Origin of the sequence: Vreelandella glaciei, assembly GCF_013415125.1 — a bacterium.
GTDB lineage: Bacteria > Pseudomonadota > Gammaproteobacteria > Pseudomonadales > Halomonadaceae > Vreelandella > Vreelandella glaciei.
Window position 1 is genome coordinate 32,485 of sequence record NZ_JACCDE010000036.1, and the last position, 17,793, is coordinate 50,277.

Here is a 17,793-nt window from a genome sequence, read left to right on the forward strand (position 1 = left end):
GACCTCAAGTTAACTTTAGGTTTTAGGCTACCTTAGTCGGAAAAAAACCACTGGAGCTCTTATGCGCTTATTCAGAGTCGTTAGTAAAACTATTTGGGATCAAACTCAGCAACTTGGCTATGTACCCCGCTGCGGAAACGATCATAAGCTCGACTGCGTTCATTTGAATGTTGAAGAAGCTGTTCTTTTTATCGCCAACAAATACTTCGTCTATGCAGAAGCACCGTTGGTGTTAGAGATTGATGATGCGCTATTTAACGACCGTATTGAGTGGTTGCCACCCAGTGATGAGCAGCCCTGGCTGCAACCGAGAGCGCATATCGACAACCTGCCCCAAGCAGCCATCATCACCGCCATACCTCTTAGCTACCGAGATGGGCTTTTTGGATGGAAAAATGAGGAACAGTGACTTACAGGTGTTTTGAAAAGAAATCTAGCAGCAGCCCATAGTGCTTATTCTGCCCTGAGCTACTAGGTATATGATCTTCACCTTCGTAGTAGTGAACTTCTGGGGAGCGGCCATGCTCGCGCAGGCGTTGTTCCAGGCGTTTGGTCATTTCCACCGACCACATTCGGTCTTTGGTGCCATGGGAAAGTAGTAGCGGCCCAGGGTAGCGTTCGATTTCGATCGGCGTGGTCGGTAGCAAGCTTTCGTGACTGTCACGCCATGTCCAGGCGCGTTTGCTGACGTCCCAGGCTTGCCAGCCTGGATCCCCTACATCGCGAAAACTACGTGCATCAAAGGCCCCGCACACAACATCCGGAGGGCTATGCGCAGCGATGGCATCAGGTGCGCCCTTGATCTTATCTCTTGCCATTAGGGAAGCGAGCAATAACGCATGCTCGGCACCGCGTGAAATACCATAAAGCCCTACCCGCTCATCAGCGAACTGGAATTCTCGTAGGGCTTTAAATGCCTCCACGCTGCGATCCAGTGGGTAATCGATAATATGCCCCGCATTCCATGCATTACCGCCGCTTGAGTAGCCATAAGGGAACGCCAGGAAGCCATGGGCGGCGAATAGCATCGCGTCACGATGACTCCACCCCGCCCATGCACCTTCAGAACCATGCAGCAGCATGACAGCTGGAAAAGGCCCATCGCCCGGTGGGCCGTAAGTAACGCCCCAGCCGGGTAACAAACGCTGCACGATAGTTAAAGGCATTTAGACAACCACTCCTTCCTTGTTTTCTGATTCATCCAAACTAAATCTTTGTCAAACCCTTATTTTTTATCGAACCCTGGCCGGGGAGCCGTTCACTAAGCAGGACAAGGCAGCACGCCGTGGTGGAGAAAATCATCGAGGTGGTAGGTATAAACGCCTGATGCGTCTTTGCGTTTAAATGACACTTGAGCGGCACTTGTAACGCAAAGCCAAGGGCGCATATCGGCGGGTTCATGCTGGGTAAGCGCTTCTGGCGTATAAAGCCCCACGCACTTACCACCCTGAGGATCTCTTGCCGAGGCGTACTCGAATGCTTCAATTCCCGCGTGGCGCATTGCGCTTCCCAATTGCTGACACGGGGCGTAATCAACTGGATGCTTCAGTACCGCAAGGTGGTCGGCAAAGAAGCCTGCGTATAGCCTCACTCCCTGTTTAACGGCATAGTCTACAGAAAAGAGTGTGTGCTCTGAGCGCAGTGAGGCGGTAACGGGATCACCTTCCATGGAGTACCAGAAAACCAGTCGGTAGTAGGCAGATTCAGCGAGAGTGGTAGCAATGCCCTTACCACCGTAGAAAATGCTCGGTTCAAACACGCGCCCAAAACGCGACCCCCATTTGAGAGGCGGGTAACGGAAAGGCGTTTTAAGCAGGTAGTGCAAGTTGCGCTCCTGCTCTGGATAAGGTGGTTTAGCAGTTTCAAGCAGTGCTTCAAGCATCTCCTGCTCTTCTAACGTGTCAACATAGCTAAGCGTTGCGACTTGCTCCTGACTCTCCACCAGTCGATAAAGGGTGCCGGAAATAGATTCGATATTTCGCTCGCCGCCACAGGCTTCCCACACACTCACACTTTACCCCGCATACCATCCACGAATCTCAGTACCGCAAACAGCCCCTCCAAACGTGTTACCTGCTCGGCCGGGATGCCACCAGTAACACGGTTGGATGTTCGCATAAAATGCTGAATCCATGTTTGGTCGCCGCCGGTAAGAGCGAATAATGCTCGAGCCAAGCGAATAAGCAGCAGAGCTAGTTCACCCTGCTTAGAGTTCGGGTCAAGCTTCAGGCTTTTTTTAAGTTGGGTAATAGTCGTGCGGTGCACACCTAGCACCTCCGCCAAATCAGACTGCGATAACCCCAATTGCTCAGCAGCACGCAGAACTGCTTTAGCTAGCACCATTTCCGGGGTGGGCTTTGTTTGAGTAAGGGCTGGCATGGCGCGCCTCATAAAGATGTATTTCCATCAATAATAGCAAAAAAGCTGGTTATTCACACACCCGTATTATCTTCACTTGTTCAACGAGTGGGCGCATAGTCACGTCTGTTTCATTTACCCTTGTCTTATCCAGGACTCTATCGGCTGACTACCCATGCAAAGGCGCTTGCCGCTGCCTAAGCGTTGGCTACTCAGATGGTTTCACCTCAACACTATCCACTTCCCCCGAGCTTTTCCCTTGCGCCCCGCGGGCGATATCGTTGTGACTGATAACCACAATTTCACGTGGCCACCACTCTGGATGATTATCGCGGATAAAGGTCAGCAGCTTCTCGCGCAAGTTCATTTCCGCTGTCCAACCCGCCAAAGGGTCTGAGGTCATGAGGTAGCAGGTGACGGTTTGCGCCGTTCCTGTTTGTGCCGTTACGTAACAGAGCAGCTTATGGTGTTCGATAACGCTGTCCTCTTCTTTGGCGAATTCGAGGAATTTATCTCTTAGCAGCCCAATATTGGCACTCAGGTGAAGCGTCAGCGTCAATGACCGGTACATCTTGGTACTTTTTACCGACAAATTGTCGAAAGGTTTAGAGGTGAAGTAGGTAACGGGCACAATCAAACGCCGCTCGTCCCACGACCGCAGCCGAATAAAGGTATAAAAGATGCCTTCGACATAGCACCACTCGCCTTCAAAGATCACCAAATCGCCAATACGAATGGGCTTAGCAAACGATAACTGAAATGAGGCGAGGATATTGCCAAGTACTGTTTGGCCCGCCACACCGACTAATACGGCCAATACGCTGGCAGACGCCAGGATTGATAAGCCAAGGGTTTCAAAGAGCTGAACCTGACCCAGTATATAAATTGATACGGCTGTCACCGTGATCAGAATGATCCCCCGACGCAGCGCATAGAGTGAGGTTAGCAGTCTGCGTTCGTCTCTAGGCTTAGTATCATCGATTTCGCCTACGATACGCCGCGTCAAACGTAGCATGATGGTATCCACCAAGCGCAACGCAATGGTGCCTACTCCCCAGGCCATAATACTGATTAAAAGTACCCGAAAGGTTGTGGTGGCAACCGCAGAAAACGACACCACGTAATCCAGTACCATCTGAGTGACTAGCGACATCGCAATCAGCGCTGCTGGCATACCAATTTGACTGGCAAAGATGCTGGATACCCCGGAAGGCAGCCATTTCGACATCAAGCCAATCAAGCGGTGAACTCCCCACCCTACGAGCCCGCTAAACAGTACAAACAAGGGAATTGCAATCCATTCCCAAATTCTCAGGATGCCAAACGAGGCCTGCAAGCGTTTGGGGATATAGCTTTCCAACGCTGAGGGGCCGTACTGCTCATAAAGCGCCGGAATGTAGGACACGCTGATGGGCATGATCAGCCAGACTGGCTCCTGGTCACCCGCACGGTATCGACCCAACCGGATATCGTAGGTTTCTCCGTCGGCTTTTAAAGAGGAGACTTCAACGTTGCGGCGGGTCTCGCCAACGCGGGGGTTTTGACCTGCGGGATCTTCAATCACCGCATCTTCGCGACCGGGCAGATCGGAAACGCTCAACCACTCGCCGCGTTGGAAAACCTCTGCCAGTTGCCGGGCGAGTTCACTCCCCTGCTCGCGTTGTTCATCTTCCGAGAGTTCGGCAAGGTTGAGCATATGGGCAGCGGCCGCATACTCTTCCTGCCCAGTCAGATCCAGAAAACTCCTTATTGATTCTCTTGGCGTTACTCGGTTTGCCTCTTCGGGAGGTTCACCAAGCCCCGTATTTAACGCATCGACGGTAAACCACCGCTCACTTTCGCTCTCTCCTCCCTGAGTTTGTGCCGCGCATAGGTTGGAAAATGTCAGTGCCATCACCAACAAACCCCATGCGAGCCACGAGCTGTTTGCTTTCATAAATGCCTTATTCATTGAAGTGGGTGAGTTTGACTACCCACCGACCGGCCCTGTCGAGCCAGTCCAGCGTCATTACTGGACTATCCATGTCAGTGGAGGAACAAAGTACAGCCTACCTTACTGGATGAAGCAAGACAGAATGCAATAGTGAGAAATGGAGTGAGAACAGCTCGCCATATAAAATAAATCTTACTTAACACTTTCTCCTAACTTAGTTAACTCGGCATCGTACAACGCCACCAGTAAGGGCTTGCCTTCGGCATTCACCTTCAACTGTCCATAACGCGCTGGCTCAAAGCGTTGACCGTGACCTTCCTGAAAGAAGAACGCATCGGTGGTAAAGCGTACTTGACCATTGCGCAAACGGTAGCGAAGGCGCCGTTCGTCGTCGCGTAAAGAGGAACCATCATCCAGCCCCTGGAAGTGGGCAATACGCTGTTCATCCAAACGCACCACTACATAACCGTTACGAGCTTTCAGCGAGTCTTCATAACGCTCACTCTGATGAAGCGCGCTTTGAATTTGATTACTCAGTGCAAAATTTAGCGTCATATAGTCGCCCTGCATCAATGAGCGCGGGTCGACAGGCGCCAGCTCCAGGTAAACAATTTCTCCCTCGGATAAATGACGCTCTTTCTGCCAAACGGCCCAGTTCACCGCCATTAGCACAACGACGGTGGTTAACACTATGATCCAGCGATTTCGCTTGGCTTTCAGCATCATTTCCCGTGTCCTCCCACAGAGGTCGACGGACTATTTTCCGCGTCGCTCAACCACTTATGCAGCGCCCAGCGCAGCGCCAACAGCCCACCCCCCAACACCAACAGCGTGAGTGCCTTGGTTAACAGCGTTGCCTCCAGCCAGTAGTAATAGCTGCCAATACCCGTCAGTAGAGAAAACACGCCAAGTCCTATCACTAGACGATGCCCGATCGCGAAACCTAACAGTACGACGACTAAGCCTTGACCCACACCCGGTACATAAAATGAGATCAGCAACAGTGCCAAAGGGCTAAGATATAAGCCCCAATGGGTTTTGGAATGAGGAATTTTATAGAGCAGCACCGCCAAAGAGAAGGCTACTAATACGGCGTTCAACCAGGGCGCTGACCATGCAAAAGCGTTAGTACTCTGTGCGTCAAACCAGAAGGCAAAGGAGTGGCCGCTATGCGCGAAGCCCTGGATCACCAAGAGGCCTATCAACAGGCCGTAGCCCCATGCTTGCATATCCTGAATACGGCCAGGCCAGCGAAACTCATTCAGCCAGAGCAGCGCCAAAGCCAACAGCATCAATCCCCCCGCTGCAGGCGCCATAGCATTCACTGCCAAAGCCATATAGAGCGCCAAGCTGGCGGCAAAGGCTGAAAACGTACGATGAACCTGGCTCGGCATCACCAACGCCAATGCGCACTGCAAGGCCAGCAGCGACCACCACAAATAAGTGGACGAATTCCAGAACTCGACCAGCGCCCACGCTATTAGCAGCTGCCCGGCTAAGCTAACCGCAAGCGCCAATTGTTCGAGCACATCACCACGAGCTTTGCATAACAACCCAAAAGCCGCGCCGATCATCACAAGTCCCAGGCCTAACGACGCCGCGGGGCTCTCCACCAGAAACACCACGCCCATGGCGATAAAGCCGAGCAGAAACAGCGCCGCCAACCAGCCTGAAAAGGCCTGCAGCGCACGTACAAACCAAGGCGTTTGCAGCTGCGCTGGCGTAGTAGGCTCGCTTAATGGAATGCCTGCTTGGCTCAGCCTAACGCTTAAATCATTAACGTTGTTCGTCACTGGGCAAGCTCCCGATGTAGCCGCTTTAGCCATACTACGGCCCCGGCGCCCATCGCCAGCACCACGATGGTGATCAACAGCAGGCTTCCCTCCTGCCAATCACCTTCCCAGAGTAACAGCCTGGCAAGCAGCAGCGTGGTCACCGTTAACGCCGAGACACAGCCACCCGCAATCATGAACAGGTCAGGCCGCCAATAGCGGTAAATGCCATACAGCACCGCCAGCCAGAGTGAGTAAATCACCAGCACTGGTGACCATACGAGGCCTGCATCGGCTATCAACGTCATCGTTAACAGCGTCATTGGCCCCCCGCTACCCACTGCCAGCAAGCGTACCGCCCACTGCCGTGGCCAACTACAAAAACAAGCCCCCCACTCCCAGGTTATTAATGCCAGGGTGTTTAGCCCGAACAGCCCCCAAAGCGCGGCATCGCTACTGACCAAAACGCCAAATGGCCCGCCCCAGGCACGAAAATAGAGCCCGACGGCCAAATTGAGTAACCCCAGCCACAGCACCCAGAGCAGCTCAAAGCGCGCCACCCAGACCCAGGGCAGAGCAAGCAGTGCCCAGGTAAAAAACAGCTGCCAGGGGTCGGCACCGGTTTGGTACACCTGCCCGAACAGCGCCAACAGCACGCCCACCAACAAAGTGGCCGAGGTTAGCGCCACACGCTGAACCATCGGGCTGGCCTTGGGCCAAATGGCGATGCCTACCGCCAGCACCATCGCTGCCTGCACCACGCCAAAGCGCAGCCAACGGCCCATCTCGGCCCAGTTATAAGCGACGAAAAACAGCACCGCAAAAGCCAGCGCCAGCCCGCCTAGCCACAGCAGTAAGCGATCAATAAACAGCGCCCAAGCGCGAGGCGAAGGGTGCAATCCAGAAGCTTGCACTGCGCGCGTCACCTGTTCAGGCGGTATAACGTCCTGCTCAATCAGTGATATCAGTTCACGGCGGGTAGAGGCCATGGGGCTCCCTTCTAAACGGCGTAGTGGAAACACAGGAATCTAAGCTAAACGCCACGATCACTCCAACTTAGTAAAGCGCAGCCGAGCAACCTGCGCAGGCGGCTGGAAGGAGTCGGCTCGGGCATTTTCCCAATAGTGCTTGAATACCGTGTGCTCGCACTTTGCATTGAGCAGTTCATTGGGTTTTAAGAAAGTGAATATCTGATCGTAGGACTGAATCTCGTTTTCCGAGACACGTCGGATAATGTGCTCGGGCCCCAGTTCACTAGGGTGGCTAAGCCCTGCGGCCCCCAGCATTTCCGCCAGCGCTTTTAAGGTATTGCGGTGGAAGTGGTAGACCCGCGCTGTTTTATCGACAATATCCAGATGGCGGCTGCGGTTAGGGTCTTGAGTAGCCACGCCGCTGGGGCACTTGTCGGAGTGGCAGTTAAGGGCCTGAATACACCCCAATGAAAACATAAAGCCCCTGGCCGAATTGCACCAATCAGCCCCTAGTGCCATGATTCGGGCAATGTGAAAACCGGACATAATCTTACCCGCCGCGCCGATACGAATTTCCTCGCGCAGCCCAGCCCCCACCAGGGTGTTATGCACTAGCGTAACGGCTTCTGTTAAAGGCACACCTATACGATTGATAAACTCCAGCGGTGCCGCACCGGTTCCTCCTTCGCCACCGTCCACCACTATAAAATCAGGACGCTCGCCGGTTTCTAGCATTGCCTTAACGATCGCAAACCACTCCCAGGGATGGCCAATCGCCAGCTTGAAGCCGATCGGTTTACCCCCAGAAAGCGAACGCAGGCGGGCAATGAATGCCATCAGTTCCAGCGGCGTCGAGAAAGCTGAATGGGCAGCGGGTGAAATCACTTCCTGGCCCATGGGGACTTCTCGCGCTTCGGCAATTTCGGCAGTTACCTTAGCCGCTGGCAATATACCGCCATGGCCCGGTTTGGCGCCCTGGGAAAGTTTGATTTCGATCATTTTCACCTGATCGGCACTGGCGTTAGCTGCAAAGCGCTCCGCATTAAACGAGCCATCGTCGTTGCGGCAGCCAAAGTAACCAGAGCCTATTTCCCAGACGAGATCACCTCCATGCTTTCGGTGATAGCCGGAAATAGAGCCTTCACCAGTATCGTGATAGAAACCACCTTTACCAGCGCCCGCATTGAGCGCCTCGATAGCGTTGCCCGAAAGCGAACCGAAACTCATTGCCGAAATATTGAAAACACTCGCCAGGTAGGGTTGGCTGCAGCGGCTACCGCCCACCCGAATCCTGAAGTCACTGTTTTCGATAGCCCGGGGAAGTAGCGAGTGGTTGATCCACTCATGCCCCGGCTGATACATATCCAGCAGGGAGCCAAAAGGCTTTTTATCACTCTCATTTTTAGAACGCTGATAGACCACAGCGCGCTGCTCGCGGGAAAATGGTCGTTCGTCAAGATCGGACTGGATAAAATACTGACGTATTTCCGGCCCAATAGACTCTAGAACATAGCGAAAATGGGCCAGAACAGGATAGTTACGGCTCACCGTTCGCCGTGTTTGGCGTAGATCATAAAGCCCCAGCCCAGCGAGCATGCCAAAAATCGCCACGCCCCAAAGCCATGCTAAAGAAAACACCACCCCCACCAGCGAAACCAACAGCAGAATCAGGCAGGCAACAAAGACGGCATTACGCAGAGGAATACGGGTCAATCCCCGGGCTTCGATCATCTGAACACGAACTCCTTATCAACAGTTCACCACAGGGGCGACCAGCTACCCCGACAGGCTCAATTTAAATCGTAAGGGTTTTGTGTAAGTTTTGGCGAACTTACTACACCCATTAATATCGAATGCTGCACTCACCTCGTATGCTACCCACAAAGGCCTTAGTGGAGACACCCAATGCTAATAAAGATTGCCAAACCGAGTGATTTACACGAATCCGATGTCACGCCGGAATCTATCTACCTCTCCCGGCGGCGCTTTATGGGCGGCATGGCAGGCCTAGGCGCAGGACTCGCCCTATCCGGCCACGTCCGCGCCAATGAAGACTACTCCGATGTACCCGAAGGCGATGCACCCGCGTGGCTAAAGGAGAAAATCAGCGAGACCGAGTGGCGCGCCATCACTCCTAGTAACCCTGACAAGGACAAAATCGCCCCCTTTGACGACGCCAGTGGCTACAACAACTTTTTCGAGTTTGGCACCGATAAGCGAGACCCCGCCCGCCATGCTGGCAGTCTGCAAACCGAACCCTGGAGCGTGGTGGTGGATGGCGAAGTCAATAACGGTGGCCGCTTTGCCCTGGAGGACTTCGCCAAGCCCTCGCAGTTTGAAGAGCGCATTTACCGCTTGCGCTGTGTAGAGGCTTGGTCAATGGTGATTCCCTGGCTGGGTATTCCACTGGCGGACATCATCAAACGCGCCGACCCCACCAGCAAAGCCAAGTATGTACGTTTTGAAACCCTGGTCGACCCAGAGCAAATGCGCGGTCAGCGCTCCTCGTTCTCGGTCATTGACTGGCCCTACGTAGAAGGCCTACGTTTAGACGAAGCCATGCACCCGCTCACGATATTGGCCATGGGCATGTATGGCCGTGAGCTGCCCAACCAAAACGGCGCCCCCCTCCGGCTGGTGGTGCCCTGGAAGTACGGCTTTAAGAGCATCAAATCGATTGTGCGTATCTCGCTGGTGGAAGAGCAGCCGGTTAACTCCTGGCAGGAAATTGCTGCCAACGAGTACGGCTTCTATGCCAACGTTAACCCAGAGGTCGATCACCCGCGCTGGAGCCAAGCCACCGAGCGCCGTCTACCCAATACGCTTTTTAACCCCAATACCATCGATACCCTGATGTTTAACGGCTACGCCGATGAAGTCGCCGAGCTCTATGCGGGTATGGATTTGAAGGAAAATTACTAATGGCCAGCCCACGTATCTGGTTAGCATGGCGCGTGGGCGTGTTTCTGGCCGCGCTAGCCCCGCTGCTGTTCTGGAGCTGGCAGGTGGCGATTAACGCCGCTGGCCCCGAGCCAGGAAATTACCTGCTGCTGAATATCGGTATTGGCGCTCTATGGATGCTGTTACTCACCCTAAGCCTTACCCCACTCACTAAGCTTACCCGCTGGAAGGGCTTTGCCCTAATCCGGCGGCAGCTGGGTCTCTGGACACTCGCTTACGCCACCCTGCATATGCTCTGTTATGCGCTATTTATCCTGGGGCTTAACTGGGCACTGCTGGGTAGCGAGATCGTCAAGCGGCCCTACATTATCGTTGGCATGATCGCACTGATCGGTCTTGCCGTACTGGGTGCTACCTCTAACCGCTGGGCGATGAAACGCCTGGGTAAACGCTGGAAACCGCTGCACAAATTCTCCTACGTTATTCTGGCCCTGGTACTGCTGCACTTCTTCTGGGTGGTGCGTGCGGATATGCAGGAGTGGGCCATGTATGCGGCTATTGCCGCGCTGATCATGAGCACTCGCCTACCGCCAGTCGCTCGCACGCTGCCTAAACTGCGCTATCGGTTTAGCCGTTAAGAAGGAAAACTTTCCTACTCATCAAAATCGGGTTCATGTTCCGTTCAGCCAATGCGGTTATGCTACGCACCATTAACCAACTACCGTTTGGAGTAAACGCATGGCGGTCACCTATGGGGGCGTCGGTCGCTTGGCAACAGCGCTGGCATTGATGTGGATAACCACAGGCGCAGTGGCCGAACAACCTTTGCGCATCGAACAACTGCAGCGCTGCGGCGGCCTGCTGCAGATGGATATTCAAGAATTTTGCCTTCAGGCCAGTGGGCTTGATGAGGGCGAATTTCAGGTAACGCTGAACGGCACGCCCCTCCCAGCAGAGGCGATCGACCATGATAGCGACCGGCTTCGTATCCGCCTCAATAGCGCTGATGCGCAAAGCGGCCCGCTGTGGCTTTCACAGCACGAGCAGGCCAGCAATCCAGTCTGGGTCAGCCTCAAGGGCAGCAATGTGGTAGCAGCCACCGAGCAAGAGGTGGCGAAGAACATGGATGGCATCACTACCTATGTGGACTTGGTCAGCCTGATTATTGAAGAGAGCCACGATGGTGCCCAAGAAGCCCAGCGTTTAGCAGACAAGTACGGTGCCGAAGTGGTCGGCATGATTCCACCCCTCAACACCTATCAGTTGCGCTTGCCTGTCAGCGACCTGGATGAACGCGACGCACTGGTACTCAGGCTGGGTAACGAAGTCAGTGTGGATGCCGTAGTGACCGAGGAGTCAGGGGCAGAGGAAAGCATCGAGAGCGAGACAAGCAGCCCGCCCGATGCGGATGACCAGGAGTGGGCGTCGAATCGTTTTCTGGACGCCGTTAACTTTTACCAGCGCCGACTATCGCTTGAGGGGCTGGACGGTGATATTGAGACACAGCCAATCCGCATTGGCGTTATCGAACGCGAGGTCGATTTCGACGCTCCCGATTTTGCGGATTACCTGGGGGAGTGCCGCGCCGAAGCGACAAGAACCTGCGTTTATGCCCGCGATGCCGCCAAACCCGACGGGCATGGTACGACCGTCACCGGCGTATTGGCCGCGGCCTGGAATGAAGGCGGCAACAGCGGCTTTCTGCGTGGGCTGGATGAGGTAGGCCCTGGCTTCGATGTGATTGTGGACCGCAACTCGGATGCGGGCATCACCGCCAATGTCGCCGCCTCGGTCAATCTGGTCGAGGACGGGGTACGCGTGCTCAACTGGAGCTGGGGTATTCATCGCGTTGGGGCCATCGACATCAACGGCAAGGAAATCGATTCACTGGTGCGTTCGGGCATCGCCATGAGCGGTTATGAAGAGCTGCTTGAAGAGTTCTTCCTGTGGCTACGCGAGGCGCACCCCGATGTCGTGGTCGTCAATTCAGCGGGCAACGCGTCCTCCTATTCGGGAAGAGACGAGTATCGTCTGCCCTCCTCTTTCGTGACCGATCAGCTGTTCGTGGTGGGTGGCCATCAGCGCAGCGATGAGGATGTCCAGGTCGAGGATCCCCGCTACGTGATCAAACGCAACGCTTCGAATATCGATATGCGTGTGGATATCACCGCCGCCGCCTGTGTGCGAGGCTCTTCACTACTAGAAGGTGAGCAAGGCGAGGCGCACTGCGGCACTTCCTACGCGACGCCGCTGGTAGCTGGCCTGTTAGCAGCCATGATGTCGATCGAGCCCGAGCTTACTCCCGCGCAGCTACGCATGCTGCTGCGCCGTAGCGCCATGACCATCGGTGAAGAGTACGATTTCGAACCAACGGACGCTGATGACCTGACAGCCCCGATACTGCCCTCCGAACGCGCCAATGAGCTTAACCACCCGGATATCGGCCTCTCAGCCCGGCTCAACATGTACAAGGCACTGGACCTAACCGTACAAAGCCTAAACCGGGAACGCTAAGCTCACCACCAGCAAACGAAAACGCCCACCTGCCAGGTGGGCGCTTTTCGAACAGAGACTTAAGCTAATGACATTAGCCTAAGACTTTACGCAAATGGTCACGGTAATCGGCTTTGTTACGATCGACCTGTGGCACTTTCATCACATCGTTGGCGATGAACGTTGGCAGTGCCTCAAGGCCAATAAACTCCTGCGACTTATGGAACGGGAAATAAACACCCTCCACCCCACGCCCTTCAAAGAAGTTACCCGGCTCATCGAAGGCTTCTAAAGGTGCATTCCAGGTCAGCGACAGCATATAGCGACGGCCTTGCAGCAAACCACCGCTGCCGTACTGTTTGGTTGGGTCTTGGCGGCTACGGCCATCACTGGCATACAGAGAACCGTGGCCTTCGGTGAACACTTCATCGATGTAGCGCTTCACGATCCAGGGCGCACCCATCCACCAGCCAGGCATCTGGTACACAATAGTGTCTGCCCATAGGTAGTGTTGCACCTCGGTTTCAAGATCGTAGCCTTGATCAATGACCGTCTCACGAATCTCGTAGCCCATCTCCTTGAGCGTACTCACCGCCACGCCGTGTAGCGTATTATTGAGTTCACCGCCAGAGTGCGCAAAGGCCTTACCACCGTTAATTAGCAGAATCTTCATCTAACACTTTCTCCCCAAGAGGTTGATCATCAGCGCTAACAGAAGTAGACGTGACGTTCTTGGCGCATATTGTGGGAGTTACGATGAGAAAAAAGAAGCGATGCTGAGGCAAGACACTTTTGATTTAAAGTCAACAATACTCAGCGTAGAGTACGTCAATATTCGCTTCTTTATGGAAAGCCTTCAATGAAAAGTACCCTTGAAGAGCAACAAGCCTTTGTCACCGTCGTGGATAGTGGCTCGATCACCAGTGCCGCTGAACGGCTGGGCATTAGCGTTTCTGGCGTAAGCCGCGCGCTGAACCGGCTAGAGCAAAAACTGGGCGCCACCCTGCTGCGCAGAACCACACGCCGCTTGGAGCTTACCGAAGAGGGCGAAACACTCCTTGAGCACTGCCGCCGTATCCTGGCCGCCGTGGAAGAAGCCGAAGAGGCGATGCTAGATCGCCACAATCAGCCTCAAGGTCGGCTGCGTATTAACGCCGCCCCCAGCTTTATGCAGTTCGTGATTGTGCCATTGATTGGCGAGTTCCGCGCCAGCTATCCAGGCATCACACTAGAATTAGATACCCATGACCGCTTTGTCGACCTTTTAGAACAGCGGGTCGATCTAGCCATTCGCATCGGCGAACTGGAGGATTCATCACTACACGCCCGGCTACTTGGCTACAGCCCCTTGCGCCTTCTGGCCAGCCCCGCGTATCTCGAACGCGCCGGCGTACCGCAAAGCATTGAAGACCTCCAAGCTCACAGCCTGCTGGGTTTCAGCCAGCTCGATCACCTTAATCAATGGCCGCTCATCCTCGCAGACGGCAAACGTTTACACATCACGCCCACGCTATCCGCCTCCAGCGGCAGCACCTTAATAGAGCTCGCCATAGCGGGGGAAGGAGTTGTTTGCCTGGCCGACTTCATGACCATCGCACCCCGCCAGAATGGCGTGTTGGTAGATGTATTACCCGACTGCACCACGCTACAAACCCAAGCCGTCAACGCCGTTTACTACCGACAAGCCACGCTTTCTCAACGTACCCGGCTATTTATGGAGTTTCTGGCCGAACGACTACCAGGTAAGTATTTGAGTGCTTAAATCCCTCGGTCAGCCGCCTCGAGTGCCCAGAAGCTGCTTGAGGACACGTGACTCCAGCACAAAGGGGACGGACATATGATCTTCACCCTCCACTTTATGGAAACTGCTGCGCAAACCGTATGCCGACAGATCTTCAAGCCGCTGATACAGCTGACTAGCATCCTGCTGGTTCTGGAGTGAGTCGTTGTCGGCCACGGCCAATGACAAGCTGTGATGGATGACATTTACCTCTTCGGCCTCAACCTGTTGCCTGAAGTCGCGTTCATGCTTCAACAAGTAGCTATCGTTCCACCAGAGGCTGGGGCTGGCGGCGACGATGTGGTCAAACAGATCCGGCCGGGTAAATAAGGCATAAATCGCAAACATACCGCCAAAAGAGTGACCATAAAGACTCTGGTGATTAGCATCCACAGTGAAGCGCTCGGCAATAGCAGGCATTAAGCTGTGCTCGATAAAATCCAGCAACTCATCCTGCCCGCCCTGCGGTGGCGTGTTCTGCTCTTCTGCCACCGGCGGTGATAAGTCGTAAGAGCGGCGCAAGAAGTTATGCGGCGCTTCACCCGGATAAGCAATACCAACGATAATGGCTTGGCGGAACTGTTCCTGTGCCCGCTTGGCCTCATGTAAGGAAGCGAAATAAGCGTTGCCATCCAACACATAGATCACCGGGTAACCGCCGCTGTCAGGCACCGCGCCTTCCGGTTTGCTGATCAGGATACGATAGGTGGCGCCTTGTTGGTTTTGCATCTTCCACTCCAGCGTCTGATCCAGCGTCACCTGACGCTCGTCCATGGCTGGCGACGCCTGAGCCTGCGATTTGGATACTGATACAGTCAACAAGACCAGCCCGGCAAACATTAAATTATTAACGAGCAGTTTCAAAAATCGTTTCCTCCACGATACTGGCATCTCATCACCACTGGTAAGCGATACTGCCAATCAGGCTGCGGCCGGCACCACGATAGCAATAGATGCCCTCACAGGAGATATGCTCTTCGTCCGTCACGTTAGTGGCATTGAGGCTGGCACGAACCCCCTGCAAAGAGCCCGCGAAATCATAGTGAGCCGCCATATCAATCAGGCTGTATGCACTATTTTTATTGCTGTTGGCATTATCAATGTACTCACTACCGATGTAGCGCACTCCTCCGGCAAGATGCAGTCGTTCCAACGCAGGTACGCGATAATCCACCCAAAGGGACGCCAGATGGCGCGGGGTGTTCGCCAGGTCACTCCCTTCATTGCCATCATTATCTGCGGTGATTTCGCTGCGGTTGTAGTTGTAGCTTGCGGTCATGCGTAGGTCGTCGGTGACATTTCCAACGGCCTCAAGCTCCAACCCACGGGTGCGCACTTCTCCGGTTTGTACTTGAAATAGCGGGTTCTCGATATCGGTGGTTTTACGATTGGTTTCATCGATCTGATAGATCGCCGCCGTCAGCATCGTCTCTCTGCCTACTGGCTGGTATTTCAGCCCCAGCTCAAACTGCTCACCTTCGGTAGGATCGAAGTCATTACCGCTCACATCGGTACCGCTCTCAGGCAGGAACGATTGCGCATAGCTGAAGTACGGCGACAGCCCCGAATCAAATGCGTAGAGTGCGCCCAAGCGCCAAGTATTTTTCTCATCCCGGCTTTCGCTGACAGTACCGGTGAGGTTGTTGCGAGTCTCGTCGCGCGCCCAGTCGCGACGTATGCCTGCGGTCAAACGCCAGTTATCGAGCTTGACCTGATCCTGTAAGTAAAGGCCTCTGCGGTGGGTTTCCCCACTGTCGTTTGTCCAAACGTTATTCGGCTGGGCTACAGGCTGACTGTAATCCGGATTGTCGATATCGATCGACGGTGCGCTACCACCCGCATAAATAACATCGTTCTCAAGATAAGCGTAGTCAGCGCCTAACATTACTTGGTGTTCCACCTTGCCCTGATCAAAAGTCGCCATCAGCCTAGTATCAGCACTAAGAGACTCCATCTCTTCGTAAAGACCGACACTGCTCCGGCTCAGCGTTGTACCGGATAAGGTGCCTGCTGAGAGGTACTGGTTGGTGGTATCCACCTGACCGTAGCGTACATTTTGCTGCAGCTGTAGCTGGTCACTCCAACGGTGATTAAATTCATAGCCCAGTGCCCACTGCTCTTGATCCAGCTTATCGAAGTCTTCATCGCCAGACCAAAAATGGGTCAGGTTATCACCGTCTTGGTAAGGACGCGGTGATGCAGAGGTCTGGCGCTCCTGATACTGGGTAATAAAGGTAATGTCAGTACGCTCGCTCATCTGCCAATGAAGGGTTGGCGCCAGCAGGGTGACGTCATTATCGACCTGTTCAATATCCGTTTGTGCGTCGCGCATAACGCCCACCAAACGGTACTGCACATCACTGCCCATTTCCCCGCCGACATCGAACTGGCCTTGCAGATGGTTATGGCTTCCCACCTGCAGTTGCACTTCCTGGGGCGCATCAGCACTTGGACGTTTGCTAACCCGGTTCACCAGCCCACCCGGTGATAGCTGACCATAGCGCATCGAATCGGGGCCTTTGACTACCTCAATGCGTTCCAGGTTATAGGGCACGGTGGAGTAGTAGGAGAGCCAGCCACTATTGGGTTGGCGCAAACCATCCAGGAAATCGCCATGATATACCGTCGGATAACCCCTCACCGAGATCAAGTCAAAGCGCGGGTCCATCCCCGCTGCTTCAACCCGAACCCCAGCCGTATAAGCCACTGCCTGCTCTACTGACGACGGCTGGCGGTCACGTAGCTGCTCTTCGGTGACCACGCTGATACTTTGCGCAAGCTCTATCAGCGGTGTATCGGTTTTACTACCCGCCGAGGTGCTAAAGGCCAAATAGCCATCACTACTGATTCGGCTGCCCACCACTGCTACGGTATCCAACACCATGTTTTCTGCAGTACCTGTTTTTTCCATTACATAGTCCGCAGGCCCCCGCTTGACCACTTTCAAACCACTGCCCTGAAGCAACTGGGCAAACCCCTCCTCCACGCTATAACGCCCATTCAATCCAGCGCTTTGCAGGTCATCAGTGAGATTAGCGGGGAAGGACAACACAATGCCCGCATGGCTGGCGAATTGACTCAATACACTGCCCAACGATCCTGGTTCGATGCTGTATGCCTGCTGGCTAGCAGCCTGTTGCGCCTGCCCGTCCGCTGTTTGCACCTGCGCTGCCTGTAGGGGCAAAAGCGACATCGAACTCATCAGGGCACAGCCCAGGGCGATACCGCCAAACGCGCACGAGGATTTGCAATGGTGATATCGAAGGGATATGAGTGTCTGCTTGGGGTTAAAGGATGTGGTCATCTTTATCTCGTTAATTCCAGGATCGGTTGCTTTATCTCTGGGTCGAACGAGATCGGAAAAGGGACAATAAATAATCCAACTTTTTATTCGCTAGCTTTGAGGGTTACCCAATATTGCGTCAGTCGGTCGACGCTAACCGGCAACGCATTGGCAATGGCTTGTAAGTACCTGATATAAAGTTTTCGTGTAATATCCATGCCAGGATTTCTGACACGGACAGAACCATGGAAAAACGCTTCGTTGCCCCTCTCACTGAACCTGAACAACAGACGCTGACCTCC

General features: G+C 54.2%; 17 protein-coding genes. 5 read left to right on the top strand and 12 right to left on the bottom strand.

Annotated elements, in window-relative coordinates:
• Positions 1–61: 61 nt before the first annotated feature.
• The gene (locus HZS80_RS19750; protein WP_039858901.1) at positions 62–409 is read left to right on the top strand and encodes a DUF952 domain-containing protein; all 348 of its coding nucleotides are present in this window, start codon (positions 62–64) and stop codon (positions 407–409) included.
• 1 nt (position 410) lies between these two features.
• Here the strand turns inward: HZS80_RS19750 and HZS80_RS19755 are convergent, their stop codons facing one another.
• From HZS80_RS19755 to HZS80_RS19790, 8 genes are all read right to left on the bottom strand, one after another.
• Positions 411–1,166, bottom strand: a complete 756-nt coding sequence (locus HZS80_RS19755) for an alpha/beta hydrolase family protein (RefSeq protein WP_179917064.1) — start codon at positions 1,164–1,166, stop codon at positions 411–413.
• 95 nt (positions 1,167–1,261) lie between these two features.
• The gene (locus tag HZS80_RS19760) at positions 1,262–2,011 is read right to left on the bottom strand and encodes an RES family NAD+ phosphorylase (protein ID WP_179917065.1); all 750 of its coding nucleotides are present in this window, start codon (positions 2,009–2,011) and stop codon (positions 1,262–1,264) included.
• A complete protein-coding gene (locus HZS80_RS19765) occupies positions 2,008–2,379 on the bottom strand; it encodes an antitoxin Xre-like helix-turn-helix domain-containing protein (RefSeq protein WP_022519610.1) in 372 nt (123 codons plus the stop codon). Before HZS80_RS19765 ends, HZS80_RS19760 begins: the two co-directional genes overlap by 4 nt.
• 187 nt (positions 2,380–2,566) lie before the next feature.
• A complete protein-coding gene (locus HZS80_RS19770; protein ID WP_179917066.1) occupies positions 2,567–4,294 on the bottom strand; it encodes a mechanosensitive ion channel family protein in 1,728 nt (575 codons plus the stop codon).
• A gap of 189 nt (positions 4,295–4,483) precedes the next feature.
• Complete coding sequence (locus HZS80_RS19775; RefSeq protein WP_179917067.1) at positions 4,484–5,017, bottom strand: GDYXXLXY domain-containing protein; 534 nt, start codon at positions 5,015–5,017, stop codon at positions 4,484–4,486.
• Positions 5,014–6,084, bottom strand: coding sequence for a DUF4401 domain-containing protein (locus HZS80_RS19780; RefSeq protein WP_179917068.1), 1,071 nt, complete (start codon positions 6,082–6,084; stop codon positions 5,014–5,016). The genes HZS80_RS19775 and HZS80_RS19780 overlap by 4 nt, the downstream gene beginning before the upstream one ends.
• Complete coding sequence (locus HZS80_RS19785) at positions 6,081–7,052, bottom strand: DUF2157 domain-containing protein (RefSeq protein WP_179917069.1); 972 nt, start codon at positions 7,050–7,052, stop codon at positions 6,081–6,083. The genes HZS80_RS19780 and HZS80_RS19785 overlap by 4 nt, the downstream gene beginning before the upstream one ends.
• A gap of 57 nt (positions 7,053–7,109) precedes the next feature.
• The gene (locus HZS80_RS19790; RefSeq protein ID WP_179917070.1) at positions 7,110–8,765 is read right to left on the bottom strand and encodes an FMN-binding glutamate synthase family protein; all 1,656 of its coding nucleotides are present in this window, start codon (positions 8,763–8,765) and stop codon (positions 7,110–7,112) included.
• 174 nt (positions 8,766–8,939) lie between these two features.
• Here HZS80_RS19790 and msrP point away from each other — a divergent pair, with 174 nt between their 5' ends.
• The 3 genes from msrP to HZS80_RS19805 all read left to right on the top strand — a co-directional run bounded on the left by msrP (position 8,940) and on the right by HZS80_RS19805 (position 12,449).
• Positions 8,940–9,956 (top strand): protein-methionine-sulfoxide reductase catalytic subunit MsrP, encoded by a 1,017-nt coding sequence (msrP, locus tag HZS80_RS19795; protein ID WP_179917071.1) that lies wholly within the window; start codon positions 8,940–8,942, stop codon positions 9,954–9,956.
• Positions 9,956–10,573, top strand: coding sequence for a protein-methionine-sulfoxide reductase heme-binding subunit MsrQ (msrQ, locus tag HZS80_RS19800; RefSeq protein WP_179917072.1), 618 nt, complete (start codon positions 9,956–9,958; stop codon positions 10,571–10,573). The genes msrP and msrQ overlap by 1 nt, the downstream gene beginning before the upstream one ends.
• A gap of 100 nt (positions 10,574–10,673) precedes the next feature.
• Positions 10,674–12,449: a S8/S53 family peptidase gene (locus tag HZS80_RS19805; protein WP_052703794.1), complete on the top strand. Its 1,776-nt coding sequence runs from the start codon at positions 10,674–10,676 to the stop codon at positions 12,447–12,449.
• A gap of 73 nt (positions 12,450–12,522) precedes the next feature.
• On the opposite strand, the gene HZS80_RS19810 is transcribed toward HZS80_RS19805, so the two are convergent.
• Entirely contained in the window at positions 12,523–13,101 is a 579-nt protein-coding gene (locus tag HZS80_RS19810) for an NAD(P)H-dependent oxidoreductase (protein WP_035563835.1), read from the bottom strand.
• 186 nt (positions 13,102–13,287) lie between these two features.
• Between HZS80_RS19810 and HZS80_RS19815 the strand changes: the two genes are divergently transcribed.
• Positions 13,288–14,190 carry a LysR substrate-binding domain-containing protein gene (locus HZS80_RS19815; RefSeq protein WP_035563832.1) on the top strand — a complete coding sequence of 301 codons (903 nt, stop codon included), beginning with the start codon at positions 13,288–13,290 and terminating at the stop codon, positions 14,188–14,190.
• Positions 14,191–14,199: 9 nt separating this feature from the next.
• Here the strand turns inward: HZS80_RS19815 and HZS80_RS19820 are convergent, their stop codons facing one another.
• From HZS80_RS19820 to HZS80_RS23305, 3 genes are all read right to left on the bottom strand, one after another.
• Positions 14,200–15,072 carry an alpha/beta hydrolase gene (locus HZS80_RS19820; protein ID WP_082072629.1) on the bottom strand — a complete coding sequence of 291 codons (873 nt, stop codon included), beginning with the start codon at positions 15,070–15,072 and terminating at the stop codon, positions 14,200–14,202.
• Between the two features lie 31 nt (positions 15,073–15,103).
• Positions 15,104–17,512 carry a TonB-dependent siderophore receptor gene (locus tag HZS80_RS19825; RefSeq protein WP_246362339.1) on the bottom strand — a complete coding sequence of 803 codons (2,409 nt, stop codon included), beginning with the start codon at positions 17,510–17,512 and terminating at the stop codon, positions 15,104–15,106.
• A gap of 83 nt (positions 17,513–17,595) precedes the next feature.
• On the bottom strand, positions 17,596–17,793 hold a 198-nt coding region (locus HZS80_RS23305; RefSeq protein WP_218927793.1), incomplete at its 5' end, for a hypothetical protein.